The 26,716-nt window shown below is 64.5% G+C and carries 22 protein-coding genes; 17 read left to right on the top strand and 5 right to left on the bottom strand.

The genetic code is table 11. The annotated features are described in order from the left end of the window. The first annotated feature begins 26 nt into the window (after positions 1 to 26). Complete coding sequence (locus ABEA18_RS08065) at positions 27 to 1,493, top strand: FAD-dependent oxidoreductase (protein WP_345448723.1); 1,467 nt, start codon at positions 27 to 29, stop codon at positions 1,491 to 1,493. Between the two features lie 94 nt (positions 1,494 to 1,587). Next, positions 1,588 to 2,967: an MBL fold metallo-hydrolase gene (locus ABEA18_RS08060; protein ID WP_345448722.1), complete on the top strand. Its 1,380-nt coding sequence runs from the start codon at positions 1,588 to 1,590 to the stop codon at positions 2,965 to 2,967. A gap of 139 nt (positions 2,968 to 3,106) precedes the next feature. On the opposite strand, the gene ABEA18_RS08055 is transcribed toward ABEA18_RS08060, so the two are convergent. After that, entirely contained in the window at positions 3,107 to 3,787 is a 681-nt protein-coding gene (locus ABEA18_RS08055) for a FadR/GntR family transcriptional regulator (RefSeq protein ID WP_345448721.1), read from the bottom strand. Then, on the bottom strand, positions 3,784 to 5,049 hold the full coding sequence (locus ABEA18_RS08050; RefSeq protein ID WP_345448720.1) for an MFS transporter: 1,266 nt from the start codon (positions 5,047 to 5,049) through the stop codon (positions 3,784 to 3,786). The genes ABEA18_RS08055 and ABEA18_RS08050 overlap by 4 nt, the downstream gene beginning before the upstream one ends. Before the next feature lie 145 nt (positions 5,050 to 5,194). Between ABEA18_RS08050 and ABEA18_RS08045 the strand changes: the two genes are divergently transcribed. Together ABEA18_RS08045 and ABEA18_RS08040 are read left to right on the top strand one after the other, a co-directional pair. Continuing rightward, positions 5,195 to 5,626, top strand: a complete 432-nt coding sequence (locus ABEA18_RS08045; protein WP_345448719.1) for a hypothetical protein — start codon at positions 5,195 to 5,197, stop codon at positions 5,624 to 5,626. Further along, positions 5,623 to 7,740, top strand: a complete 2,118-nt coding sequence (locus tag ABEA18_RS08040) for a hypothetical protein (protein WP_345448718.1) — start codon at positions 5,623 to 5,625, stop codon at positions 7,738 to 7,740. The genes ABEA18_RS08045 and ABEA18_RS08040 overlap by 4 nt, the downstream gene beginning before the upstream one ends. Before the next feature lie 48 nt (positions 7,741 to 7,788). Here ABEA18_RS08040 and ABEA18_RS08035 read toward each other — a convergent pair whose 3' ends face one another. Beyond that, positions 7,789 to 9,231, bottom strand: coding sequence for a PucR family transcriptional regulator (locus ABEA18_RS08035; protein ID WP_345448717.1), 1,443 nt, complete (start codon positions 9,229 to 9,231; stop codon positions 7,789 to 7,791). Between the two features lie 144 nt (positions 9,232 to 9,375). Here ABEA18_RS08035 and ABEA18_RS08030 point away from each other — a divergent pair, with 144 nt between their 5' ends. Then, positions 9,376 to 10,806 carry a gamma-aminobutyraldehyde dehydrogenase gene (locus ABEA18_RS08030; protein ID WP_345448716.1) on the top strand — a complete coding sequence of 477 codons (1,431 nt, stop codon included), beginning with the start codon at positions 9,376 to 9,378 and terminating at the stop codon, positions 10,804 to 10,806. A gap of 58 nt (positions 10,807 to 10,864) precedes the next feature. After that, the gene (gabT, locus tag ABEA18_RS08025; protein WP_345448715.1) at positions 10,865 to 12,241 is read left to right on the top strand and encodes a 4-aminobutyrate--2-oxoglutarate transaminase; all 1,377 of its coding nucleotides are present in this window, start codon (positions 10,865 to 10,867) and stop codon (positions 12,239 to 12,241) included. Between the two features lie 121 nt (positions 12,242 to 12,362). On the opposite strand, the gene rarD is transcribed toward gabT, so the two are convergent. Continuing rightward, complete coding sequence (rarD, locus tag ABEA18_RS08020; protein ID WP_345449078.1) at positions 12,363 to 13,289, bottom strand: EamA family transporter RarD; 927 nt, start codon at positions 13,287 to 13,289, stop codon at positions 12,363 to 12,365. Between the two features lie 270 nt (positions 13,290 to 13,559). Between rarD and ABEA18_RS08015 the strand changes: the two genes are divergently transcribed. Further along, positions 13,560 to 14,993: an FAD-dependent oxidoreductase gene (locus ABEA18_RS08015; protein ID WP_345448714.1), complete on the top strand. Its 1,434-nt coding sequence runs from the start codon at positions 13,560 to 13,562 to the stop codon at positions 14,991 to 14,993. Positions 14,994 to 15,007: 14 nt separating this feature from the next. On the opposite strand, the gene ABEA18_RS08010 is transcribed toward ABEA18_RS08015, so the two are convergent. Continuing rightward, positions 15,008 to 15,739: a GntR family transcriptional regulator gene (locus tag ABEA18_RS08010; RefSeq protein WP_345448713.1), complete on the bottom strand. Its 732-nt coding sequence runs from the start codon at positions 15,737 to 15,739 to the stop codon at positions 15,008 to 15,010. Positions 15,740 to 15,907: 168 nt separating this feature from the next. Here ABEA18_RS08010 and ABEA18_RS08005 point away from each other — a divergent pair, with 168 nt between their 5' ends. From ABEA18_RS08005 to ABEA18_RS07960, 10 genes are all read left to right on the top strand, one after another. After that, complete coding sequence (locus ABEA18_RS08005; RefSeq protein WP_345448712.1) at positions 15,908 to 17,311, top strand: MFS transporter; 1,404 nt, start codon at positions 15,908 to 15,910, stop codon at positions 17,309 to 17,311. Beyond that, entirely contained in the window at positions 17,308 to 18,333 is a 1,026-nt protein-coding gene (locus ABEA18_RS08000; protein ID WP_345448711.1) for an L-idonate 5-dehydrogenase, read from the top strand. The genes ABEA18_RS08005 and ABEA18_RS08000 overlap by 4 nt, the downstream gene beginning before the upstream one ends. Before the next feature lie 96 nt (positions 18,334 to 18,429). Then, positions 18,430 to 19,641 carry a D-mannonate dehydratase ManD gene (gene manD / locus ABEA18_RS07995; RefSeq protein WP_345448710.1) on the top strand — a complete coding sequence of 404 codons (1,212 nt, stop codon included), beginning with the start codon at positions 18,430 to 18,432 and terminating at the stop codon, positions 19,639 to 19,641. A 47-nt stretch (positions 19,642 to 19,688) separates the two neighbouring features. Then, positions 19,689 to 20,630, top strand: a complete 942-nt coding sequence (locus ABEA18_RS07990) for a PfkB family carbohydrate kinase (RefSeq protein WP_345449077.1) — start codon at positions 19,689 to 19,691, stop codon at positions 20,628 to 20,630. Further along, positions 20,623 to 21,255, top strand: a complete 633-nt coding sequence (eda, locus tag ABEA18_RS07985; RefSeq protein WP_345448709.1) for a bifunctional 4-hydroxy-2-oxoglutarate aldolase/2-dehydro-3-deoxy-phosphogluconate aldolase — start codon at positions 20,623 to 20,625, stop codon at positions 21,253 to 21,255. Before ABEA18_RS07990 ends, eda begins: the two co-directional genes overlap by 8 nt. Positions 21,256 to 21,317: 62 nt before the next feature. Further along, positions 21,318 to 22,682: a GAF domain-containing protein gene (locus ABEA18_RS07980; protein WP_345448708.1), complete on the top strand. Its 1,365-nt coding sequence runs from the start codon at positions 21,318 to 21,320 to the stop codon at positions 22,680 to 22,682. Positions 22,683 to 22,765: 83 nt separating this feature from the next. Beyond that, positions 22,766 to 23,374, top strand: coding sequence for a hypothetical protein (locus tag ABEA18_RS07975; protein ID WP_345448707.1), 609 nt, complete (start codon positions 22,766 to 22,768; stop codon positions 23,372 to 23,374). Positions 23,375 to 23,520: 146 nt separating this feature from the next. Beyond that, complete coding sequence (gene exaC / locus ABEA18_RS07970) at positions 23,521 to 25,044, top strand: acetaldehyde dehydrogenase ExaC (protein WP_345448706.1); 1,524 nt, start codon at positions 23,521 to 23,523, stop codon at positions 25,042 to 25,044. A gap of 123 nt (positions 25,045 to 25,167) precedes the next feature. Continuing rightward, positions 25,168 to 26,190 carry an alcohol dehydrogenase AdhP gene (gene adhP, locus ABEA18_RS07965; RefSeq protein WP_269997237.1) on the top strand — a complete coding sequence of 341 codons (1,023 nt, stop codon included), beginning with the start codon at positions 25,168 to 25,170 and terminating at the stop codon, positions 26,188 to 26,190. Next, positions 26,190 to 26,606 carry a DUF779 domain-containing protein gene (locus tag ABEA18_RS07960; protein ID WP_345448705.1) on the top strand — a complete coding sequence of 139 codons (417 nt, stop codon included), beginning with the start codon at positions 26,190 to 26,192 and terminating at the stop codon, positions 26,604 to 26,606. The genes adhP and ABEA18_RS07960 overlap by 1 nt, the downstream gene beginning before the upstream one ends. The last annotated feature ends 110 nt before the right edge of the window (positions 26,607 to 26,716 follow it).

Here is a 26,716-nt window from a genome sequence, read left to right as displayed (position 1 = left end):
GAAGCACACTGAAAAGGAACACAGCCGTGTCATCTAGCACCACCGTAGGAACCGCCGCACGTCCGCTGCGCGTCGCCGTCGTCGGCTCCGGCCCGGCCGGCGTCTACGCAGCTGACATCCTGACCAAGAGCGAGGCTGTCAAGAGCGGCGAGCTGATGGTCAGCATCGACCTCTTCGACCGCTACCCGGCCCCCTACGGGCTGATCCGCTACGGCGTTGCCCCGGACCACCCCCGCATCAAGGGCATCGTGAACGCCCTGCACAAGGTCCTGGACCGCGGCGACATCCGCTTCTTCGGCAACGTCGACTACGGCACGGACATCTCCATCGAAGACCTGCGCACCCACTACGACGCCGTCATCTTCGCCACCGGCGCCATCAAGGACGCGGACCTCAACATCCCGGGCATCGAGCTGGAAGGCTCCTTCGGCGGCGCCGACTTCGTCTCCTGGTACGACGGCCACCCCGACGTTTCCCGCGAATGGCCGCTCGACGCCACCTCCGTGGCCGTGCTCGGCAACGGCAACGTGGCACTCGACGTTGCCCGGGTCCTCTCCAAGCACGCCGACGACCTGCTGGTCACGGAGATTCCGGACAACGTCTACGCCGGACTCAAGGCTTCCCCGGTCACAGACGTGCACGTCTTCGGCCGTCGCGGTCCGGCCCAGGTGAAGTTCACCCCGCTGGAGCTCCGCGAACTGTCCCACTCCAAGGACGTGGACATCATCCTCTACGCCGAGGACTTCGAGTTCGACGAAGAGTCGGACCGCCAGATCCAGACGAACAACCAGACCAAGACCATGGTGGGCACCCTCACCAACTGGATCGCCGAGCAGCCCGAGGACCTCTCCGAGCTCAAGGCCTCCCGCCGGCTGCACTTGCACTTCCTGCACAGCCCGCTGGAGATTGTGGATTCCGCAGAGACCCCCGGCAAGGTTGCCGCGATCAAGTTCGAGCGCACCGAGCTGGACGGCACCGGCAACGCGCGCGGTACCGGCGAGATCGTGGACTACCCGGTCCAGGCCGTATACCGCGCGATCGGCTACTTCGGTTCCGCCCTGCCGGACGTCGAGTTCGACCACCGGCGCGGGGTCGTCGCGAACGACGGCGGCCGCGTGCTTGACGCTTCCGGCGAGCACGTTCCTGGCTTGTACGCCACGGGTTGGATCAAACGCGGCCCCGTCGGCCTGATCGGCCACACCAAGGGTGACGCCCTGGAGACGGTCACCTACCTCCTCGAAGACCGCGAAAACCTGCCGGTCGCCGCAGTTCCCGAGGCGGACGCCGTCGTCGAGCTCCTGGACGCCCGCGGCGTGAAGTTCACCAGCTGGGAAGGCTGGCTGGCACTGGACGCGCACGAGCTTGCCCTTGGCGCCGCCGCTTCCGGGGCCGGCACTTCGCACGGCGTTGAGGTCAAGCGCGAACGCATCAAGGTTGTACCGCGTGAGGACATGGTGGACATTTCCCGCGACGGCGTGGCGGCACAGGTCTAAATCTCCAACGCGGGGTCACTTAGCGCCCATCCGGAGCATCGGAATGGGCGCTAAGTGACCCCGCGTTGCGTGTTTTCGGGGCTAGACTCTCCGCATGGACGTCGTCGTCGTCGAAACGACCCCGCTGGGGGACCGCAGCTACCTCGTTCATGACGGCAGGTCGGCGCTCGTGATCGACCCCCAGCGTGATACCGACCGCGTCGAAACGGCAGCGCGTGCTGCGGGAGTGGCGATCACGCATGTCGCTGAGACCCACCTCCACAACGACTACCTCACGGGCGGCCGCATCCTTGCCCGTGACCATCACGCCCGCTACTTGGTGAATGCGGCGGACAACGTGGCGTTTGAGCGTGAGCCCGTTGTCCCGGGGGAGACCTTCAAGGTAGGCAGACTTTCGGTCAAAGCCATAGCGACCCCCGGGCACACGCACACGCACCTGGCCTATGTCGTTTCGGACCCTGACGCCGGCACTGGCGTCCGGCAAGCCGTGTTCTCTGGTGGCAGCCTGCTTTACGGTTCTGTGGGCCGGACTGATTTGATTACCGCGGAGGACACCGCCGGGCTGGCCCATGACCAGTACGCCTCGGTCCGGCGGCTCGTGGCTGAGGCAGCCCCGGACGCGATCCTGTACCCCACCCATGGCTTTGGTTCGTTCTGCTCCATTGGTCCCGCGAGCAGGATCCCCGCATCGACGATCGGGGAGCAGGCCGCCACCAATCATGCGCTCACCGACCCGGACGAAGACCACTTTGTCAGGCACCTCCTGGCGAATATCACGGCCTATCCGAGCTACTACGCGCACATGAGCCCGCTCAACGCCCTGGGCCCGGGCCCAGCGATGCTCGACGTGCCGGAATCTCTGGAATCCGCGGAACTGGAGCGCAGGCTCGAGGCAGGGGAGTGGGTGGTGGACCTGCGCAACCGGGTCGCGTTCGCGGCGAGCCACCTGCGCGGCAGCGTGGCCTTTGAATATGGGACAGGATCGAGCTTCACAAGCTACCTCGGTTGGGTCCTGCCATGGAATCAGCCGCTGACCCTGCTGGGCGACCGTGACGACGTCGAAAAGGCCATCCGCGATCTCGCAAGGATCGGATTCGACTCCCCGGATGCCGCCGTCGGCGAGGATATTGGGGCTCTGGCGCCAGGCGCTTCTTTGGCGCAGTACCCGGTCACGGACTGGTTGGGGCTGGTGCGGGACCGGGCACCGGGCGAAACAGTGCTGGACGTGCGCCGTACCGAGGAATTTACCGCCTCCCATGTGTCCAAGGCAGTGAATGTTCCGTTGCATGAGCTTTTGCTCCGACTGGACGAACTGCCGGACTCCAGGATCTGGGTGCATTGCACCTCCGGCTACCGGGCCAGCGTCGCCGCAAGCCTGCTGCATCGTGCCGGCCGTGACGTGGTGCTCATCGACGCGCTCTTCCGCGAGGCGGCGGATGCCGGCGTCGAGCTGACGGGCGCCGCTCCCGCATAGGTGAGCGGGCGTCGGGGGGAAACCGGTCATAGGTGAGCGGGCGTTGGTCAAAACCCGGTCATAGGTGAGCGGGCGTTGGTCAAAACCCGGTCATAGGTGAGCGGGCGTTGGTCAAAACCCGGTCATAGGTGAGCGGGCGTCATTTGTTGATCCATTCCGCGGCGAAGTCCAGGTTGCGGTAGACGCTCGCGACGGCGGCGGCCTCGTCGCGTGCTTCGATGGCGTCGGCGAGCTCGTCGTGACCTTCGTGCGGGATGCCGTTGAAGCCGGCCTTGCGTTGCTGGCGCAGGAGATCGTCGTGGAAGACCCCGCCGAAGGACACATACAACTGGTGCAGCAACGGGTTGCCCGAAGCCAGCGCCACCCGTTCGTGGAAATCCCAATCGGCTCGGGCCCAGGCAGGGTAGTCGGCGGCGAGCCACGCGTCGTGGCGTAGTTGGAGAAGGGCCCGCATGGCGGCGATGTCCTCGGCCGTGGCATGCTTCGTGGCCAGCCGGGCGGCCTGGGTGTCGAGCCCCACCCGGACCTCGACTACGTGCTCCTGCGTATGTTCCTTGTACATGCGTTGGGCTGCGCCGGAGATTTCGCTCGTGGCCCGGACATAGGTGCCGTCACCGCGGCGGACCTCCAACATGCCGCTGTGCGCCAAGGCTTTGATGGCTTCGCGGAGTGTTCCGCGCGAGACTCCGAGCGAGGCCATGAGTTCCGGCTCGGCCGGAATCTTCTCCTGCAGCGGCCACTCTCCGGACTGGATCATGCCGCGCAGTTGCCTGGTGACTTCCTCGGCCAAGGCGGGCCGGTGCGAAGGTGTCAGGCTCATGCCACGGGCCTTGGCCCGGCCTTGATCGGCGTGCGTTTGCTGGTCAGCTGGTGGCAAGTCACCATGAGGGCCAGGGCCACCGCGGCAAGGAGCGCCAGGGGGAGGGTCCAAGCTCCGGTGGCACTGTGGAGCAGACCCATGCCGAACGGTCCCAACGCCGCGATCAAGTACCCCACGGACTGGGCGACAGTGGACATGGCGGTGGTCTCCGCCGTCGTACGCCCGCTGCGGCTGATGATCACCAGGACCAGGGGGAAGATGCCCAGGCCGAAACCGAACATTACGGCGGGAACCGAGGCGAACGACGTCGGGAGCAACAGCATTGCCGGGATTGCCAGAAGGGTGGTCCCGCTGCCGAGGAACAGGGCAGGCCGCATCATGCCGGGCCGCGAGCCGATGGCCAGGAGGATCATGCCGGCAGCGACGGATACCAGCTGCATGAGGCCGAACTGCAGGCCGCTCTCGGAGGCGCTGAGTCCTTGGGTTGTCAGGATGTAGGCAAACCAACTCATCACGGCATACGCCAGGAGGGCCTGCAACGTGAAGATGGAAGTGATGAGGAATCCAAGGCGTGTGCGCAGGAGCGGCCACATGGATACGTGCTCCTGGTTGGCCTTCCGTGAAGTGCGATGGGTGTGGAGGACCATCGGGAGGAAGCCAAGAAGTGCGGCGACGCCAAGGAGTCCCCAGGCCGCCAGGCCCATCGACGGCGAGCCCAGTTGCTGCGCCAAGGGCACGCTGACCGCTGCCGCGAAGGTGGCACCCGCGGACATCGTGAACGTGTAGAGGCCGGTCATCATGGAGGTCTTGCTTGCATAGTGCTCGCGGATGTACGACGGCATGGCCACGTTGCACACCGCCAGGCCGGACATCGCCAGCACTGTTCCGGCGAGGAGGGCGCCGGTTGCGGGGACGCTGCGGACCAGGAGCCCGGCAGCCAGCATGGCCAGCGCCACGAGGATCGACTTCTCGACGCCAATCCGGCGAGATAGCCACGAGGTGCCCAACCCTGCGACGGCGAAGCACAGCAAGGGGATGGACGGAAGAATCGACGCGACAAGCGCCCCGTAGCCGAGGAATGCCTGCAAATCGTGGAACAGCGCCGCGGCGCTCGTGATGCCGGCGCGCAGGTTAAGGCCGATCAAGATGACCGCGATGATCCCGACGACGGCGACCGCCCGGGATTTCGGCGCCACCGTACCGCCGCCGGTGGGCACAGTTGTTGCTTCCGTTGCGTGGGGAGTCGGGTGAGTTGAGGCCATGCTTAAAGGTTAGACGTTTGATGTTTGGCGCGGGAAGTTTTGTGGTGGAAATCTCCCGGTTGAAGTCCGGGCGCTGGTAGTCTCGCAACTGTTGCTGGCCAGGAACACGGTTCTGGGCAGGTTATGAACATTTTTTGGGGGAAGAATGCAGAACTGGCCCTTTACTGTCGTGCTCGCTGCCGTCGGAATTTTTACTCTTGGCGCTTGCGGCGCGCCGTCGTCAGCATCACCTTCGAGCGCCGCTGCACCACCTTCAGCGCCCGCGACGACTCCTTCGCCGCCGTTGCCCGCGCCGAGCGTATCCGCGCCCGACTCTCTCGTCACTGATGCGCTGAAGAATGTGCAATGTGCGGCCGACGCTCACGGCACCTGGTCTTTCTCCGGGACGCTGCACAACACCGGAACGGCGTCCGTGAAGTACACGATCGCGATCGCCGTGGGAACGACAAGCAGCGTGGCCGGGCACGCGATGATCGAGAAGGAAGTCGCTGCCGGCGCCAGCACGGAAGTCCGCGCAGCAGAAGTCGCCCAGGCGGCACCTGCCGGCTCCACGTGTGATGCGGTGGTCTCAAAGTGACCGGAAACAGTGCCACACGGGCTATCCGTGCCTTAGCAACGTTTGTCCTGACCGCCGTTGTCGCGGCCGGGCTCGCGCCCACGGCGGCAACCGCCGTCGCTCTCCCGGCAGTGGAGTCTCCGACGCCGTCTCCCGCCGTCTCCACGTCTCCGGCACCTTCGGAGACGCCCGCCCCTCAGCCGAGCAATGGCACGGCCCCGACCCAGGAACCGACGGGGATGCCAGCGACGACGGCTCCAACAGCGCCCTCCTCGGTGCCCGCGCCCGCTCCGACCCGGGACGTAGCGCCCGCGGCCCCGCCGAACCTCGCTCCGACCGCCGTCGACATCGTTCCTACAGGAGCGATCGGGGCCAAATGGCAGCTATTGGGTGGTGCGGCGGGACCTTTGGGGGCCGCTACAGCGGATGAATCGTGCGACCAGGATCTCCTTTGCGTTCAGTTGTTTGCCGGCGGACGCATCTATTCCACGGCGCTCACTGGTGCTAACGCCGTGCTGCTCACGGCAGGAAAGACGGGGCCCCAGTGGCACGAAAGCGGACAGCTTTCCGCGTTCGGATATCCCCTCGGCGAGGAAAAATGCGATAGCAATGGCTGCTATCAGAAGTTCTCCAGTGGTTTGGATATCACCTGGAGCGCTGTCGGCGGTCCTCAGACTGTCTGGACCAAGGGTGGCATCGGCGACTCCCTGTTCCGCTTGTATGGTGGCTACGCCCAAGCGGGGTACCCCACGAGCCCGGAACTATGCGATCTGGTGAACTCCGGATGCCAGCAGAGCTTCGGGAATCTGAGAATTCTGTGGAGCTCGGCGTCGGGAGCGGCCGGAGTGTGGACACCAGGGGCTATTGGCGCAGCGTATGCTGCGGCCGGAGCTGAATCTGGCTGGCTGGGCTATCCGACAACCCGCGAGACCTGCGGACTCAAGGCCAGTGGCTGTTACCAGATGTATCAGCACGGGGCCGTCATCTGGTCACCGGCCAGCGGGGCACGGACAAGCCACGGCGGCATTCGCTCTGCGTGGGCCAGTGCGGGCTTCGAAAACGGACGGTTTGGCTATCCCGTTTCCGACGAAATCTGCGGCCAGCCAGCATCCGGTTGCCTTCAGCAGTTCCAAAGCGGCGTCATCTACTGGTCGCCGCAGACCGGGGCGAATGGCGTCAACGGCGGCATCCGTGCCCAGTACGACAACATGGGCGGACTAACAGGCGGCTATCTTGGCTATCCCTTGGGGGGCGAGGTGTGCGGCCAGCGCGACGGCGGGTGCTACGAGTGGTTTCAAGGCGGTCTCATCTTCTGGTCGCCGGCCACGGGGGCACAACCTGTTCGGGGAGCCATCAAAGCCAAGTACGAACAAATGGGCTGGCATCTGAGTTACCTCGGCTATCCGGCGACGCCTGAGACGTGCGTCAACGGTGAATGTGTCCAAGCTTTCCAGGGCGGGTTCCTGACGTGGACGCCGGCCGCTACCCGCGACTACAGGCAAAGTGAGTGCACGGGGTTGAACGACGGCCGAGTGAAATACTCCTCTGGCAACGCCAACCACGTGACCTTGGTATATACCGCCGCCTATGGGCAGTCCTTCGCCGGAGTTGCGTACTGCAAGCGGGTGGCAGGAATGTACGTGGCGGAGTGGACCACGAGCGGTTTTGTGGGCGCCAGTGGGTTCAAGCCACCCGGAGTTCCCTCGGGTCCTACACGCTACAACTACTCGCCCACCGGCTCGTTCTCCGTCACGGAGGCCTTCGGCTTGGGTAATCCGGGGACGGCCCTTCCGTACCGCACGCTGAACCCCGGTTCGCGCTGGGGTGGAAATCCATGGACCGGGAGCTACAACACGTACTTCGAATCCAGCTCGTGGGTGGGTTATGACGAGAACATGTGGTATTTCGCTACGCGCCCGCAGCATGATTACCGGCAAGGGGCCGTCATCAACTACAACCGTCCCCCTGATTCTCCGATCGTCCAAGACGCCGGATTTGCCATCTTCCTGCACGAAAACAAAGTGCCTACCGCCGGGTGCATCTCGCTGGACGATTGGGCAGTTGTGGACTTCCTGCAAAAGTCGACCCCTGGGGACAGGATCATCATGGGTGTCGCCGCCGACATCTTCCGCTAGGCCCCGTCGCGGTGGGGACTAGTTGGGCCGGCCGGCCGCGAAGAACCCTCAGCGCGGGTTGCGCGCTCCCAGCCGTTGTACCGCCAGGGCAAGCCACAACTGCACCCGGTCCGGAGTCTGGGCAGGGTCGTAGCCGGTGAGGTCCGTGATTTGCGCCAAGCGGTAGCGGACCGTATTGCGGTGCAGGGTCAGGGCTTCTGCGACGGCGGCCACCGAACCATTGTGGTTGAGGTAGCTTTCCAGGGTCGAAACGAGCTCCGAGCCGTGCGTGGCGTCGAACTTGCGCAGGGGGGTGAGGGCCTCACTGGCCATATCGGCCAACGGCACATCCTCGCTCGCGAGCAACAGCGAGGTCAGGCTGAGCCGCTCTGGTTCGTTGACGGGCAGGCCGTGGGCCACGGCGTCGCGCGCTTCGAAGTAACTCCAGCGAACGCCGTTCGGCTTGGTGTACGCGCCGCCGATCCCGATCACCGCATGGATCCCCGCTTCCAGAAGGTGATCACTGAGGTCCTTCGCGAGCGCGCTCGCGGAACTGCCGTCGTCGGGCACTACCGTCACCAGGTCCTTCCCGACGACGGCGGTCACCCCGCCGTCGAGCGACTGCGGCAGTGAGGTGCTGCCGAGTTGTTTGTGGTGGGCTGCGGAGACCACCAGCAGCACCACGTTCTTGCGCGTGCTGTTGATTCCGACGCCAGCCAGGCGGCGGGCGCCCTCCACCGTGTCCAGCGTTCCGTGGATGACGTCGTCCAGCACCTGGCCCGCCAAGGCCCGCTGGCTCTGGCGCTGCTTGACCATGTTGTTGAGTTCCACGCTGATTAGGTTTTGCGCATAACTGACAATCCCGGTGTCGCCGAAGGGCTGCTTGATCCATAGGGTGCAGGCGTCGCGGCGGCCTGTCGGGATGGGGAAGGAGGCCCAGTCGTCAGCCGTCGGTGCGGGGTTGCCGGCCACGCTGTTGTAGAGCTGGGCGCTGAACTGCGTGAGCGCGATGTCGGTCCGGAGCATGCTGCCCAACTGCTTGAGCAGTTCGCCGAGTCCGCCACCGGTCAGCAAGGCCCGGGCCAGGATCTGGTGGCCGGCGATGAGGCGCTCCAGCTTCGAGTAGTGGTCAGCGGATTGGGAATCGGCCACGAGTTTGCCGATTGCGATGAAAGGGGTCTCGTACGGGACTTCGACGAGGGGCAGGCCCCAGCGGTTCGCTTCCGCAATGAGGGCAGGGGGCACGGCCTCGTGGGTCAGCCCGGTGCCGAAGCCGATGCCGACGGCTCCCGCGCGCTGGACCTGGCGCACGAAGCGGCGCTGTTCCGCGGCTCCGTTGAGCCTGAGGCCAGTGGTCAGGATCAGCTCGCCGCCGTTGAGGAAGCGTTGGGGATCCTCCTGCTCGGTCACGGCCACCCAACGGATATCTTCGTTCCAGGTGGTTTCCGCGAGGCCGGCTTTACGGAGCCGAAGAGAGGGGACGCCGACGAGCGCGGCGAGTGACATTGCCATGCCAAAAAGGATATCCCGGCACTGGTCATTCGCACTAAGTCTGGGTGGTCGGGGTGTGCACCTGACTATTCCGCGCCGCGGGGTGCTGGCATAGGCTCGGAGCAGCTGCAACCAATGCCTAGACACCGAAAGAGGTTGTACACCGTGGTCCAAACCTTGCAGAACTTCATCAACGGCGAGTTCGTCACGCCGGCAGGCACCGAACTGCTCGACATCGTGAACCCCACCAACGGGGAGGTTGTCGCCCAGGCGCCTATTTCCACGGCGGCCGACGTCGATGCGGCCATGAACGCGGCGAAGGAAGCCTTCAAGTCCTGGAAGCATGTCACGCCCGGCCAGCGCCAGCTCATGCTGCTCAAGCTCGCTGATGCCATCGAGGCCAACAGCGACGAGCTCGTTGAGGCACAGCACCGCAACACCGGCCAGGTCCGCGCCCTCATTGCATCCGAGGAAGTTGCCGCTGGTGCAGACCAGCTCCGCTTCTTCGCCGGGGCCGCGCGCATCATGGAAGGCAAGTCCGCAGGCGAGTACTTCGAGGGCCACACCTCGTACGTCCGCCGCGAACCGATCGGCGTCGTGGCCCAGGTTGCACCGTGGAATTACCCCTTCCTCATGGGCATCTGGAAGATCGGCCCCGCCCTCGCAGCAGGCAACACCGTTGTTCTCAAGCCCTCCGATACCACGCCGGAATCCACCTTGGTCCTGGCCCGCTTGGCGGGGGAGATCTTCCCGGCCGGCGTTCTCAACGTGGTCCTCGGCAACGCGGCCACCGGCTCGATGATGGTCGAGCACAAGGTCCCTGGCCTGGTCTCGATCACCGGTTCCGTACGTGCCGGCATTGCCGTCGCGAGTGGGGCGGCGAAGGGACTCAAGCGCGCCCACCTGGAGCTCGGCGGCAAAGCCCCGGCCATCGTCTTCAAGGATGCCGACATCAAGAAGAGCGCCGCGGCCATCGCCGAATTCGCCTTCTTCAACGCCGGCCAGGACTGCACGGCCATCACCCGTGTGCTGATCGAGGACTCCATCCACGACGACATGGTTGCCGCCATGGTGGAGCACACCAAGACGCTGCACACCGGTTCGCAGAACGACGAGGAAAACTACTTCGGCCCGCTCAACAACGTGAACCACTTCAACGCCGTGAACTCGGTGGTGGAGCACCTGCCGGCCAACTGCAAGATCGAAACCGGCGGTCACCGCGCCGGTGACAAGGGCTTCTTCTTCGAGCCCACCATCATCACCGGCGCCAAGCAGAGCGACGACGTCGTCCAGAAGGAAACCTTCGGACCCGTCATCACTGTCCAGAAGTTCACCACCGAAGCCGAGGCACTCGAGCTGGCCAACGACGTCGAATACGCCCTGGCATCCAGTGTCTGGACCACGGACCACGGCACCGCCATGCGGATGAGCCGCGACCTGGACTTCGGTGCGGTCTGGATCAACACTCACATCCTGCTGACCGCTGAGATGCCCCACGGCGGCTTCAAGCAGTCCGGTTACGGCAAGGACCTGTCCATGTACGGCGTCGAGGACTACACGCGCATCAAGCACGTCATGTCCGCCCTTGATGCCTAACTCAGGCGTATGACGCCCGACGCCCAAACACGGCAAGCATAAGAAAGAAAGAACCATCATGACCGCAACAGCACATGAAATCACCTACCGCCTGGACCAGAAGCGCAGCATCAACGGCGCCTTCCCCGGCCCCAAGTCGCAGGCCCTGGACGAGCGCCGCGCGGCCGTCGTCGCTGCCGGTGTGTCCTCAGGCGTGCCCGTTTACGTTGAGGACGCCGACGGCGGCATCATCCGCGACGTCGACGGCAACTCTTTCATCGACCTCGGCTCGGGCATTGCGGTGACCAGCGTGGGCGCTTCGGATCCCGCCGTCGTCGCCGCCGTCCAGGACGCTGCAGCGCACTTCACGCACACCTGTTTCATGGTCACGCCTTATGAGGGCTACGTCGCCGTCGCCGAGCAGCTGAACCGCCTCACCCCGGGCGACCACGAGAAGCGCACCGTGCTTTTCAACTCCGGCGCCGAAGCAGTGGAGAACGCCGTCAAGGTGGCACGCCTGGCAACCGGCCGTGACGCCGTCGTCGCCTTCGACCACGCCTACCACGGCCGCACCAACCTGACCATGGCGCTCACCGCCAAGGCCATGCCGTACAAGGCTGGCCCTGCCGGTGGCTTTGGCCCGTTCGCGCCCGAGGTCTACCGCATGCCGATGAGCTACCCGTTCCGCGAGGAAAACCCGGAGATCACCGGTGCCGAGGCCGCCAAGCGCGCCATCACCATGATCGAGAAGCAGATCGGCGGCGAGCAGGTTGCCGCGATCATCATCGAGCCGATCCAGGGCGAGGGCGGCTTCATTGTCCCGGCCGAAGGCTTCCTGCCGGCTCTGTCCGCATGGGCCAAGGACAAGGGCATCGTCTTCATTGCGGACGAGGTCCAGTCCGGTTTCTGCCGCACGGGTGAATGGTTCGCCGTCAACCACGAGGGTGTTGTCCCGGACATCATCACCATGGCCAAGGGCATTGCCGGCGGCCTCCCGCTGTCCGCGATCACCGGCCGCGCAGACCTGCTCGACGCCGTCCACCCGGGCGGCCTCGGCGGCACCTACGGTGGCAACCCGGTGGCTTGTGCTGCAGCTCTTGCTGCCATCGGCACCATGGAAAAGCACGACCTCAACGCCCGCGCGCGCCACATCGAGGACGTCGCACTCGGCCGTTTGCGTGAGTTGGCCGCTGATCCTTCTGCAGGTGGTGTCATCGGCGACGTCCGTGGGCGCGGTGCGATGCTGGCGATCGAACTGGTCCAGGCCGGTTCCAAGGAACCGAACGCGGAACTGACCAAGGCTGTTGCCGCCGCGTGCCTCCAGGAAGGCGTCATCATCCTGACCTGCGGTACCTACGGCAATGTGATCCGTCTGCTGCCGCCGCTGGTCATCAGCGACGAACTGCTCCTGGACGGCCTCGAGGTCCTGGCAGCGGCCATCAAGGCCAACGCTTAGCCACAGCCTCCAGGTGGACATGCCCACCTCTACGCGCCAAGGATGGACATAGTGTGACTATGTCCATCCTTGGCGTTTAACAGGGGGCATGTCCCCCGTGGGTGCAGGCGCGGGAAGCTGCTTAGGCCGCGCTGAGCCGTGCGCTTTTCCTGATGACCGAGTTCTTGCGTGCCGTACGCAGCATGTCGAGGGTCAGGAGCAGCAACGCCAGCCACACGATTCCAAAGCCCACCCAGCGGTCCGGTGTCATGGTCTCGTGAAGGACCGCCAAAGCCACGATGAACTGGAGGACAGGCGCGAAGTATTGCAGGAGGCCGATGGTGGTCATGGGCAGGCGGCGCGCGGAGGCGCCGAAGAACAGGAGCGGCACGGCGGTGATGATGCCCGAAGCGGCCAGCAGCCAGAAGTGGCCCGGGCCGTTGCTGCCCAGAGTCCCGGCACCCGTGAGACCGAGAACAATCATGGTGGCGCCGGCGATAGGAGCGAGGACCACGGTTTCCACAGTTAGGCTCGTGATGGCGTTGACCTTTGGCCCTACGCGTTTCTTCACGAAGCCGTAGAGTCCAAAGCTGAACGCCAGGACCAAAGCGATCCACGGCAGCTTGCCATAGGAAACCGTCAAAACGCCGACGGCGATGAAGCCGATCACGACGGCGGCCCACTGGAGCGGGCGAAGCGTTTCCTTCAGGACGAACACCCCAAGGAGCACAGACACGAGTGGGTTGATGAAGTAGCCGAGCGAAGCTTCGACCGCGTGCCCGGTGGTGACGCCGAAGGTGTAGGTCAGCCAGTTGACGGCGATCAGCCCGGCGGCTATCGCGAGCGGTCCAAGGACGGCCCGGTCCCTGAATGCATTGCCGAGGAGGCGCCATGTCCGGGTGATGGTGATGAGCAGGGCGCAGAAAATGAGCGACCACACCACTCGGTTGGCGACGATTTCCACGGCTCCGGCGGGTTGCAACACTACGAAGTAGAGCGGGAGCAGCCCCCACAGACCGTACGCCCCGATACCGAACACGACACCCGCCGTCGTCTCCTTCTTTGCCATGGCAGCGGCGGCAGATGCTGCAGCGGAAGCATTCGGCGCGGTGGTGGCGGACTGGGCAGGCACGGTTTGCTCGGGCGTAGGCACAAAGTCAACAACATCACATTTTGCGAGGGTATTCCTGACCGTACGGCCGGAAAGTTAGTGTGAGCTTCCTCGCCCAGTTGTGTCACCTCCCGCCACGTACTGACACTCCGGCCACAAGTGAGAACTAGAATTGGAAACTGCGCGCCCCACCACGCGGGGCGGATTCCTGTCTCAGAAGGGTTCACGGTGTCCAACTCGGCCGAAACCACCTCAAAACGTCCACTGCGCGTCGCTATTGTCGGCGCAGGACCGGCCGGCGTGTACGCCGCGGATATCCTGACCAAATCGAACGAGGTCAAGGACGGCGACGTCGAGGTCAGTATTGACCTTTTCGAGGCATACCCTGCGCCGTACGGCCTGATCCGCTATGGCGTGGCGCCGGACCACCCCCGCATCAAGGGCATCGTCAACGCGCTCCACAAGGTCTTGGACCGCGGAGACATCCGCTTCCTCGGCAACGTGACGTACGGCCGCGACCTCACGCTGCATGACTTCCGCTCCTTCTACGACGCGGTGATCTTCTCTACCGGCGCCATCAAGGACGCTGACCTGAACATCCCGGGCATCGAGCTGGAGGGCTCCTTCGGCGGAGCTGACTTCGTCTCCTGGTATGACGGACACCCCGACGTGCCCCGTGAATGGCCGCTGGATGCCAAGGAAGTAGCGGTCATCGGCAACGGCAACGTCGCGCTCGACGTGGCCCGCATGCTCTCCAAGCACGCAGATGACCTCCTGGTGACCGAAATCCCGGACAACGTCTATGCCGCCCTCAAAGCCTCCCCGGTCACCGACGTCCACGTCTTCGGACGCCGCGGCCCCGCCCAGATCAAGTTCACTCCGCTGGAACTGCGCGAGCTCTCGCACTCCAACGACGTCGACATTGTGCTGTACCCGGAAGACTTCGAGTTTGACGAAGCCTCAGACGAGGCCATCCGCAGCAACAACCAGATCAAGACCATGGTCAACACGCTGACCAACTGGCTCGTCGAGGAACACGCCGAAGCCGAGCGGCCCTCGTCCCGCCGCCTGCACCTCCATTTCCTGCACAGCCCGGTGGAGATCGTTTCCGAGGACGGCTCCGGGAAAGTCTCCAGCATCAAGTTCGAGCGCATGCAGCTGGACGGCACGGGCAACGTCAAAGGCACCGGCGAGTTCGTGGACTATCCGATCCAGGCCGTCTACCGCGCCATCGGCTACCACGGTTCGCCGCTGGACGAGCTTGAGTACGACGCCCGCCGCGGCGTCATTCCGAACGACGGCGGACGGGTGCTGGGCGCCGACGGCAAGCCGGTACCCGGCATCTACGCCACTGGCTGGATCAAGCGCGGGCCCGTCGGCCTGATCGGGCACACCAAGGGCGACGCGCTGGAGACCATCGGCTGCCTACTGGAGGACCGCCTCACGCTGCCCCCGGCAGAAAACCCGGACCCGCAAGCCATCATCAACCTCCTGGAAGAGCGGGGCATCGAGTACACCACCTGGGAAGGCTGGAACAAGCTCGATGCGCACGAAGTAGCCCTCGGCGCCGAATGGACCGCCGAAAACCCGGACGCCGGCGTCGTACGCGAACGCATCAAGGTGGTTCCGCGCGAGGACATGATCGAGATCTCGCGCGGCTAACGGCTCTCCGGACTTTAGGTCAGCCGGGCGATGCTCCGGCGGATCGGGCGCGGCGCGGTGCCGTCGGAGAAGAGTTCGGGCGTAGCTGCCTGAATGCGCTTGACGTCGTCGAAAACGCCCCGCAGGTGGAGGCGCAGCGAATGGTCGGCGCCGGCGGGATCGCTGGCCTCCAGCGCGTCCACGATTGCGGTGTGCTGCTCGATCAGGGTGGACACCGGCCGGGTGTCGATGAGGCTCAGCCGCCGCGCACGGTCCAAATGAGCCTTTGCTGAATTGACCGCGGTCCATGCGGTTTCGTGGCCTGCGAGGCGGAGCAGTTCGCGGTGGAAGTCCTCGTCCAGCCTGAAGAACTCGTCTATATCGCCGGCGGCCTCGGCACCTCGTTGGTCCGTGAGGATTTCGCGGAGCCCCTCAATCCCGTCGCGATCAACCACGGCGTCAACCAGGGAAGCGCACTCGATGGCCTCCCTGACGAACTGGGCTTCGGCGACCCTGCCGAGATCCACCAGGGAGACGAACGAACCGATCTGCGGAAAGACCTGGACCAGGCCTTCTTCGCGCAGCAGAATCAGGCTTTCCCTGACCGGCGTCCTGCTGACCCCTAGCTCCTGGGCCAGTTCATTTTCGGACAGGGGCTCACCGGGCCGCAGCTCAAGCGAAATGATTCGACGCCGGAGGGTGTCCAGGGTCCGGTCACGCACCGAAAGCCGGGGCGCCTGTTCACTTGCTGGTTTATTCGTAGCCACATGTCCAGTCTAATATCCATTGACAGACTAGAATGGTAGTGCTTGTATGGTAGTAATAAATCAGCCGAATTCATCTTCCTGAGGCCTCGCTTCCAGGGCATCACGACGGCTGGCATTTCCTCCGAGAATTCTCCATTTCGCTTTTCATCGCCTGCAAAGGAGCAATTGATGACCGAGAGCTTTGCCCCACCCGCCGTCAAGCCAACTACCAGGAGTACCGGCGACCTCGCAAAGGTTGCCGTTTCCGGTTGGCTCGGGACTGCCATGGAATTCATGGACTTCCAGCTCTACTCGCTAGCAGCGGCCATCGTCTTCAACAAGATCTTCTTTCCGGACGTCAGCCCGGTCATCGGTTTGATCGCCGCGATGGCAACCTACGGCGTCGGATATGTGGCCCGCCTCGTCGGCGCGATCTATTTCGGCCGCATGGGTGACCGGATCGGCCGCAAGAAAGTCCTGTTCATCACCATCGCACTCATGGGTGCGTCCACCACCCTGATCGGGGTGCTTCCCACGTACGGGATGATCGGTATTTGGGCACCGATCCTGCTCGTCGCGCTGCGCCTCATCCAGGGCTTTGGCGCCGGCGCCGAAATTGCCGGGGCAACGGTCATGCTCACCGAATATGCCTCCGCCCGCCGTCGCGGCCTGATTTCTTCGTTGGTATGCCTCGGGACCAACTCCGGAACCCTGGGCGCTTCAGCGCTCTGGGCGATCCTCGTTGCAGCTCTTCCCCAAGACCAATTGCTCAGTTGGGGCTGGCGCATCCCGTTCCTTGCCAGCTTCGTGCTGATGATCTTCGCGGTGTGGATTCGCCGCTCCCTCAAGGAAAGCCCGGTGTTCGAGGAGCGTGCAGACGTTGTTGACGGCGTGGCCCTCTCCAAGCAAGACATCCTGTCCAAGGACGTTGTTCGCGAAGCCAAGGACAACAAGAAAGCAACCAGCACCATCGAAGCCGCGCTCCACCAACGCAAGGGCAAAGCCTTCCTCATCGCGCTTGGTCTGCGCTTTGGCCAAGCTGGCAACTCCGGCCTCGTCCAAACATTCCTTGTCGGTTACCTCGCCACGGTGCTTCTGGTCGACAAGACCGTAGGCACCACGGCCATCGTGTACGGGTCCCTGCTCGGTTTCGTCACAATTCCGCTGATCGGCCTCCTGGGCGACCGTTTCGGACGCAGGCCCCTGTACCTGGCCATCAGCGCCTTGAGCGCTCTCTTCGCGATCCCCATGATGCTGATGGTCACCAGCGGAAATCCCGCCGTCATCACGACGGGCATGGTCATCGGTCTTAACCTGGGCGTTCTCAGCCTCTTCTCGATGGAGAGCGTCACCATGGCCGAGTTCTTTGGAGCACGCACCCGCTTCACCCAGCTGGCGCTGGCCAAGGAAATCGGCGGCATCCTCGCCACCGCCATCGGTCCTCTGCTGGCTGCAACCCTGACAGCCGTCACCGGTCAATGGTGGCCGCTGGCCGCGATGCTCATCGGCTACTCCCTGATTACCTTGATTTCCGCCGCCGTCGGACCGGAAGTCCGTGGCCGTGACATGGTCCTCCTGGAAGACGCCGTATGAAAGCGGTAGCGGTCCACGGCGCCAACGACCTCCGCATCGACGAACGGCCCGAGCCCGTCGCGGGGCACGGAGAAGTGGTAATCGACGTCGAGTGGGGCGGGATCTGCGGCTCTGATTTGTCGTACTGGAAGCACGGTGCATCTGGAACAGCGACGCTGAAATCACCGCTCATCCTGGGCCATGAAGTTGCAGGGCGCATCGCCCAGCTCGGCGCCGGCGTCGAGAATTTCGACGTCGGCCAGCCTGTCACGGTACATCCCGCGGAACTGGTAGGCGATGGCGTCATGCCGGAGCGTTTGGCCGGACGTACCAACCTGTATCCGCACGTTCGGTACTTTGGCTCGGCCGCCTTTGACCCGCACACGGACGGTGGCTTCAGTGAACGGAAGCGCGTCCGGGCATCGCAACTCAGGTCCCTGCCCGACGGCGTGGACACGTTGCGTGGTGCGCTCGCTGAACCGCTCGCCGTTGCTATGCACGCCGTCGGCAGGGCGGGATCACTCATAGGGCGGGACGTCTTGGTGAACGGTGCGGGTCCGATCGGTTCCTTGGTGATTGCTGCTGCCAAGTACGCGGGAGCCAGGACTGTCATCGCGGCGGACATCAACGACGCCTCGCTGCGGATCGCGAAGTCCATGGGGGCCGACGAGGTGCTTAATGTTGCAAGCGGCGGCGCGCTTCCCGACGACGTCGAACTGGTTTTTGAGGCCTCTGGTATCCCTGGAGTCCTCGGCAGCGTCCTCAAAGCCACCGCGCGCGGCGGAACCATTGTCCAGGTGGGCAACCTTCCGGGCGCCCCGGGCCTCTCGGCCATTGGTGACCTGGTGACGCGTGAAATCACGTGGATCGGCTCGTACCGTTTCGTGGACGAAATCAGCGACGCGCTGCTCGCCATGGCCGACGGCCTGGATGTTTCACCCGTGATCACGCATAAATTCGCCATTGACCAGGCCGCCGAAGCAATGAGGGTTGCCACAGACCCGACATCCGGCAGCAGCAAAGTCATGCTCCAGCTGAGCTAAGCCAAGCAATTCTTAAGCAACCCAACTAACTCGCAGTAGGTGTCGTTTTGACGGCTCAAAACGACATGTACTGCCACCTACTTGAAGGACCAAGCAGTGAAGATCACCGACGCACGGGTGGTGGTTTCGTCCCCGGGACGAAATTACGTCACGCTCGTTATTGAAACCGAGGACGGCATCACCGGCATCGGCGACGCCACGCTCAACGGCCGCGAGCTGGCCGTGGCGTCCTATCTGTCCGAGCACCTCTGCCCGCTGCTGATCGGCCGCGACGCACGCCGTATCGAGGACACCTGGCAGTACTTCTACAAGGGCGCGTACTGGCGCCGCGGCCCGGTGACCATGACCGCGATCGCCGCTATCGACGTCGCGCTTTGGGACATCAAGGGCAAGGCGGCCGGCATGCCCGTCTATGAGCTCCTGGGCGGCGCGGCCCGTGAAGGCGTCATGGTCTACGGTCACGCGAGTGGATCCAGCCTTGAGGACCTCGACGCCGACTTTCAGCATCACCTTGACCTCGGCTACAAGGCCATCCGTGCCCAGGCGGCGGTTCCCGGGCTGGAAAAGACGTACGGGATCGCGCCTGTGGACGGGAAGACCTACGAGCCGGCGAGCGGCAACGTCCCGCAGGAAGACACGTGGGAGACCACGGCCTACCTGGATTTTGCGCCGAAGATGATGGCACATGTCCGCGAACAGTTCGGCTACGGCGTCCATGTCCTGCACGATGTGCATCATCGGCTCACGCCCATTGAGGCCGGCAGGCTGGGTGCCTCGCTGGAGCAGTACCGTCCGTTCTGGATCGAGGATCCGACCCCGGCAGAGGACCAATCCGCGTTCCGGCTGATCCGCCAGCACACGACGACGCCGATCGCCGTCGGGGAAGTATTCAACTCGATCTGGGATTGCCAGCAGCTCATCACGGAACGCCTCATCGACTACATCCGCACCTCGGTTTCACACGCCGGCGGCATCACCCACCTGCGGCGGATCTTCTCCCTTGCCGACCTTTACGGCGTCCGCTCGGGTTCGCATGGTGCCGGCGATCTTTCACCGGTCTCGTTCGCTGCGGCGCTTCACGTGGATATGGGCATTCCGAACTTCGGCATCCAGGAATACATGGGGCACCGGGATCCAGCAGGCGAAGTGTTCAAGACGTCCTACACTTTCACTGACGGCTACATGCACCCCGGCGACGCTCCCGGCCTCGGGGTGGCGTTCGACGAAGAGGCAGCGCTGACGTTTCCTTTCGACCCGAAGTACTTGCCTATCAACCGCCGCCTCGACGGCTCGGTCCACGACTGGTGAACACGGTGACTGAAGCCCTCCAACGGCAGCCGTTCGACGTGGTCGTGATGGGTGAAATCCTCCTTGAGATCGCGACGGATGTCCCCGTCGGACACGGCGTTCCGGCGCAGCTAGGCATCTCCGGGGACGCGCTGAATGTCGCGGCGTCCGCCGCCGCGGCCGGTGCCCGTGTGGGACTGCTGTCCGTACTGAGCGACGACGAGCTCGGGCAAGCGATTGCCGCCAGAGTCGGGGAGCTCGGTATTTCCACGGAGCTCCTGAAGTTCAGGCCGGGACAGCAGGGCATGTACCTGGTGCATTGCGACCCCCAAGGCCAGCGGGAATTCTCCTACGCCCGCCGCGGCAGCGTTGGATCCACGCTAAGCCCCGACGACGTCGATCCCGCTGTGTTTTCGGCAGCCGGTGCCGTGGTGGCGGGCGGGATCGCTTGCGCTATTTCGAGTACATCGCGCGCCGCCGTTCTCAAGGCCGCAGGGCTTTCGCCCCGCTTTGTCTTCGACCCCAATTTCCGGCCGCGGCTGACGTCCGTGGAGGCTGCGACGGCGGACCTCGCCGAACTTGCGCCCCAGGCGTTCCTCGTGACCCCCTCATTCCCGGGGGAAACGGGGGCGCTCCTCAGCTGCGCATCCGCGGAGGAAGCCGTCGGAAAGCTTCGGCAGCTCGGCGCCATGAACGTCGCGGTGACATGCGGAGCTGAAGGCATCCAGCTGGGCAGCGCCGCCGCTTCGCTTTGGGTTGAAGCGATACCGGCACCCGCCGTCGTGGACCAGACCGGTGCCGGGGACGCCTTCGTGGGAACGATGACCGCCCGCATGGTGCTCGGCGACACGCTCACGACGGCGGCCCGCTACGGTGCCGCGGCCGCTTCCCTTGTGGTGGGCGGCAAAGGCGGCACCGGATTCGTCCCGACGTTTGAGCAGACCCGGGCGCACAGCATCGTCGACAACCACAGGCTGGACGGCCTGAGAAACGAGATCCACCATGGCTGATGCCACTCATATCCTGAGGGTTTCCCCCGTTATTCCCGTCGTCACGATCGATGATCCACGCCACGCCGTGCGGGTGGCCCGCGCGCTCGCCGACGGCGGGGTCCGGATCATCGAGCTGACCCTCCGCACGGACAGCGCCCTTGAGTCGCTCAAACTCATCGCAGGGGAAGTGCCGGAGATCCTGCTTGGGGCGGGAACAGTCCTCGCACCCGGACAGGCCGATGCAGCGGTGGATGCCGGCGCGCAGTTCCTCGTCAGCCCGGGTGTCACGCCCGCCCTCCTAGGGCACATGCTCACCCTTGAAGTTCCGATACTCCCCGGAGTTGCCACGGTCGGGGAAGTCATGGCGGTGCTGGAGCAGGGACTTCAGGCCATGAAGTTCTTCCCGGCAGGCCCGGCTGGCGGACCCGCCTATGTGGCTGCCATCGGAGCTCCCATCCCGCATGTGCAGTTCTGTCCTACAGGCGGCATCAGCCCGGCATCGGCACCCGACTACCTGCGGCTGCCGAATGTCTCCTGCGTCGGAGGCAGCTGGTTGACACCCCGCAACGCCATCGAAAACGGCGACTGGAAACTCATCACCGGGCTCGCTCAACAGGCAGCCGCCCTCGGCGTCTCGCCATAGGCAAACTCCTGCTTCGCAACTAGACTGGCCCGTACTGTGCTGCGTCCGGTTTTGGGAGTTCGATGAAGAATCCGATCCATCCGGCAGCTTCGGTCAATGATGTCGCCGAGCTGTTGCAGCGCCATGCCCGCGCTGGACATGAGCAAATTGATACGTGGCGCTTTGGGCTTCCCGACACCTCGGAGCTTCCCGGTTTGCGCCGCCTGATCAAGGAATCCTGGCAGCGATCCGCGCAGCTCAAGGCGAACCCGGACCAGCCCGAGGCTCCCGTGGCCATGGATCTCGACGAGCTTGAGGAATACCGCCGCCAACACCCGCTGGCCACCATCATGCCCGTCATCCAGAAGCTCCTGATCCAGCCCAGCTATGAGAGCGGGCTGCTGGTCGCAGTGGGGGACGAGCTCGGCCGACTGCTGTGGGTGGACGGAAATCCCGCGATGCGGCGCCGCGCCGAAGGCATGATGTTCGTGGCAGGCGCGGACTGGTCCGAAGCCGCGGTCGGCACGAGTGCGCCCGGCACGGCGCTCGCCTTGGGCCGCGGCATCCAGATTTCCGGCGCCGAGCACTACAAACGTTCCGTCCACCCGTGGAGCTGCACGGCGGTGCCGTTCCATGACCCTGACTCCGGAGCCCTCCTTGGGGTCGTCGACATCACCGGCACGCAAGCCGCCGTCGCGCCCCACACGCTTTCCCTCGTTGAAGCGACGGTGGCCGCGGCGCAGGCCCAATTGCGCGTGGAAAGGCTACAGCTCGCGGCCACTAAGCACTCTGCGTCTGCCCGACGCCGGAACTCGCCTTCCGCCGTCGGCTCACGCCAGGGGACCGGACTGTACCGGAACAGCCTCCAGCTGCTCGGCCGGGACCAGGCTTTGTTGAGCATCGGAGGGCGCAGCATTCCGCTGTCCGCACGGCACAGCGAGATCCTGGCGTTGCTGGGAACCCGTCCCGAGGGGCTCAGTGCCGAAGAGCTCGCCTTGGCCCTGTATCCGGGCGATGGATTCACTGTCACTCTCCGGGCCGAAATGGTGCGCCTGCGCAAGGTACTCCACGAGCTCGATCCCGCTGCGGTTCCGGAATCCCGCCCCTACCGGCTCCCGATCGACCTCGGCCAGGACGCCGCCCAGGTTTTGTCCTGCCTGCAGCGGGGTGCCCACCGCGTCGCGCTGGAGATCTACAAAGGAGCCGTCCTTCCGCATTCGGAAGCGCCCGGCATTGTGGAGCTCCGTGAGAAGGTCTCGGCGCTCTTGCGCGAGGCGGTCCTCAACGACGGCAGTGCCGAGGCGCTGCTCAAGTATGCCGGCCTACCCGAGGCGAAGAACGACGTCGACGTCCGGCTTGCCGCCCTCAAGCTCCTGCCGCCGCGCTCGCCCAAGCGGGCCGCCGTCGTCGCCGAGCTTGAACGCCTGGAAAGCGAACTGTCGGCCTGACGAAGGACCCTCGTGTGGCACTCGGGCAATACGGAGTTTCGGCCCGTATCGTAGAACCGAGCCAAACGAAAGAAGCTTCCTCCGTGTTGAACAAACGCCTCGCTGTTGCCCTGACCATTTCCGGACTCCTCGCCGGAGCCACAGCCTGCGGAGCACCCGCCCAGACAGCGCCCACATCGGCGACGCCGTCGCCGTCGGCCACCACAGCTGCCGCCGGTTGGGAACTCGATCCAGCCGCGGGCGCCCGGAGAATCAAAGCCGCAGGCCTGGATATCCTGACCGCCGAAGGCACAGCCGAGCACTATCACGCCCATCTCGACGTCCTCGTTGACGGCAAAGCCGTCACGGTCCCGGCCGAGATCGGCTTCAGTTTCGGGGCAGACGGGCAGCCGAACGGAATCTCCGCGCTTCACACCCACGACACGTCCGGCGTCATCCACATCGAAGCGCCCACGGCCGGCCTGAAGTACACGCTGGGCCAGGTGCTCAGCGAATGGGGAGTTCTCGACGGCAAGGACGCCAGCGGAGCACCGCATGGCGGGACCGGTGGATGGACCGTGTACGTGAACGGAGCAAAGCAGGGTGCGCCGGTGTCTGACGTAGTTCTCAAGGCCCACGACGAGGTAGTGCTCTCCTACGGTGCCGCACCCTCACCGGTTCCCGGTTCCTACAATTTCCCTGCGGGTCTCTAGCTTCCTGGGCGCGGCAGGGGAGCGCCCCCAGACCTGAGCCGCCCCGAAGTGATCTGAACCACAAGGTTGCAACCTGCTTGCAACCTCCCCGCTCCTACGCTGATGGCACAGCAAAGCCACCATCATGCGGAGCAAAGGAGCTACAGATGACTGTTTATGCACAGCCAGGTGCCGAGGGTTCGAAGGTCACGTTCAAGGACCGTTACGAGAACTGGATCGGCGGCGAATGGGTTGCCCCCGTCAAGGGGCAGTACTTCGAGAACATCACCCCGGTGACCGGGAAGGCATTCTGCGAAGTGGCCCGGGGCACGGCCGAGGACATCGAGCTGGCCCTGGACGCCGCCCACAAGATCGCACCGTCCTGGGGCAAGACCTCGGCGACCGAACGCGCCGCGATCCTGAACAAGATCGCCGACCGGATCGACGAGAACACCGAGCTGCTGGCCGTCGCCGAAAGCTGGGACAACGGCAAACCGATCCGGGAAACCCTGAACGCAGACATTCCGTTGGCGGCGGACCACTTCCGCTACTTCGCCTCCGCGATCCGCGCCCAGGAAGGCCACTTGTCCCAGCTGGACGAGGACACCACGGCATACCACTTCCGCGAGCCGCTCGGCGTGGTGGGCCAAATCATCCCGTGGAACTTCCCGATCCTCATGGCCGTGTGGAAGCTCGCCCCGGCACTGGCCGCGGGCAACGCCGTCGTCCTCAAGCCCGCCGAACAGACGCCGTCCTCCATCCTGGTCCTGATGGAACTGATCGCCGATCTGCTGCCAGCCGGCGTCGTGAACGTCGTCAACGGCTTCGGCGTCGAGGCCGGCAAGCCGCTCGCGTCCAGTCCGCGGATCCGCAAGATCGCCTTCACGGGCGAGACCACCACGGGCCGGCTGATCAGCCAGTACGCGTCCCAGAACCTGATCCCGGTGACCCTGGAGCTGGGCGGCAAGAGCCCGAACATCTTCTTCGACGACGTCGCCGCGCAGAACGATGCGTTCTATGACAAGGCCCAGGAAGGCTTCACGCTCTTCGCCTTCAACCAGGGCGAAGTCTGCACCTGCCCCTCCCGCGCCCTGGTCCAGGAAGGCATCTACGACTCCTTCATGGCCGACGCCGTTGCCCGGACCAACAAGATCATCCAAGGCAACCCGCTGGACACCGACACCCAGCTCGGTGCCCAGGCCTCCAACGACCAGCTGGAGAAGATCCTCTCCTACATCGACATCGGAAAGCAGGAAGGCGCCAAGGTCCTCACCGGCGGCGCCCGCGCCCAGCTCGACGGCGACCTCGCCGGCGGCTACTACGTCCAGCCGACCATCTTCGAAGGCCACAACCGTATGCGGATCTTCCAGGAGGAGATCTTCGGCCCCGTGGTGTCCGTGACGAAGTTCAGCGACTATAACGACGCCATCGGTATCGCCAACGACACCCTCTACGGACTCGGCGCAGGTGTCTGGTCGCGCAACGGAAACGTCGCCTACAGGGCAGGACGGGAAATCCAGGCCGGCCGCGTGTGGGTCAACAACTACCACGCCTACCCCGCCGGCGCCGCGTTCGGCGGCTACAAGTCCTCCGGCATCGGACGTGAGAACCACGCCATGATGCTGGACCACTACCAGCAGACCAAAAACCTCCTGGTCAGCTACAACGAGAACAAGCTCGGCTTCTTCTAAGCCGCACTTGCTCCGGCGGGGAGTGTTCAGCACAGATCACTCCCCGCCGAACCACCCTGGCTACCGCTCAGGAAAGCAGCAGCACCCCTAGAGAAACGCTTTAACAACGCAAGGATTGCGCCAATGACGACGACAATGCAAGCAGCCGTAGTAACTGAATTCGGAAAAGACCTTCAGATCCAGTCCCTTCCCCTCCCCACGCCTGGCCGAGGGGAAGCGCTGGTCAAGGTCATCACCAGCGGCGTGTGCCACACGGACCTGCACGCCGCCGAGGGGGACTGGCCGGTCAAGCCCTCGCCGCCGTTCGTGCCCGGCCATGAAGGCGTGGGCGAAGTGGTGGCCCTCGGTGAGGGCGTCACCGACCTGGCCGTCGGGGACCTCGTGGGCAACGCCTGGCTCTGGTCCGCCTGTGGCGACTGCCAGTTCTGCCGGACCGGTTGGGAAACGCTGTGCGAGGCCCAGAAGAACGCCGGTTACAGCGTGGACGGCTCCTTCGGGGAGTACATGCTGGTGGACAGCCGGTTCGCGGCGAGGATTCCGGCAGGTTCGGACCCCGTGGAAGTCGCCCCGGTGTTGTGCGCCGGCGTCACCGTCTACAAGGGATTGAAGATGACCGAGGCCAAACCGGGCCAATGGGTCACCATTTCCGGCATCGGCGGGCTGGGTCATATCGCCGTCCAATATGCAGTGGCCATGGGCCTGCGGGTTGCCGCAGTGGACATCGCCGACGACAAGCTCGCCCTCGCCAAGAAACACGGTGCCGAGCTTACGGTCAACGCGTTGCACGAAGATCCGGCGGAAGTCATCCAACGGGAAACCGGAGGATGCCACGGCGTCTTGGTCACAGCGGTGCACCCTTCGGCGTTCGGGCAGGCGATCGGCATGGCGAGGCGGGGCGGGACCATCGTCTTCAACGGGCTCCCGCCGGGAGACTTCCCTGCGCCGATCTTCGAGATCGTGCTCAAGGGCCTGACCGTCCGTGGCTCGATCGTGGGAACTCGCCAGGACCTGGAGGAAGCCCTGGACTTTTACGCGCAGGGCAAGATCCACCCGACGGTGTCCACGCGGGAGCTCTCCGAGGTGAATGCGGTCTTTGACGAAATGAAGCATGCCAAGATCGACGGCCGCGTGGTGCTGAGGTTCTAATGCCCCACAACAGGCTTGACGCCGCAGTGACGCTGCCCGGGGAAGACTTTCCCCGGGTGGCGCTCACCGCCGTTTCCATCGAACTGCTCCGGAAGCTGTGGGAGCAACACGGTCCGCTCATGTTCCACCAATCGGGTGGCTGCTGCGACGGTTCCTCACCGATGTGCTACCCCGCCGGCGAATTCATCACCGGTGATTCCGACGTTCTGCTCGGACTTTTCGACATTGGCGAGCCCGAACGGCCGCAGCCCTTGGAGTTCTGGATGTCCCGGGAGCAGTTCAATTACTGGTCCCACACCCATCTAACGGTGGATGTGGTAGACGGCCGCGGGAGTGGCTTCTCGGTGGAATCGCCTGAGGGGAAACGCTTCCTTATCCGTTCCACCTTGATGGATTGGAACGTCCCCAAGCTCTGAAGAGAAGCCGTCCTCGCGTCTCACGATTTGGGACAAATGTGGGGGTCCATTGGCTGGACACTACTCTTGATGAGTCTGTTTCTACCACCTCATCAAGATTGTGGACTCTT

The organism is Arthrobacter gyeryongensis (genome assembly GCF_039543785.1).
In the GTDB taxonomy this organism is placed as follows: domain Bacteria; phylum Actinomycetota; class Actinomycetes; order Actinomycetales; family Micrococcaceae; genus Arthrobacter; species Arthrobacter gyeryongensis.
This window is presented reverse-complemented; position numbering and strand designations above follow the sequence as displayed.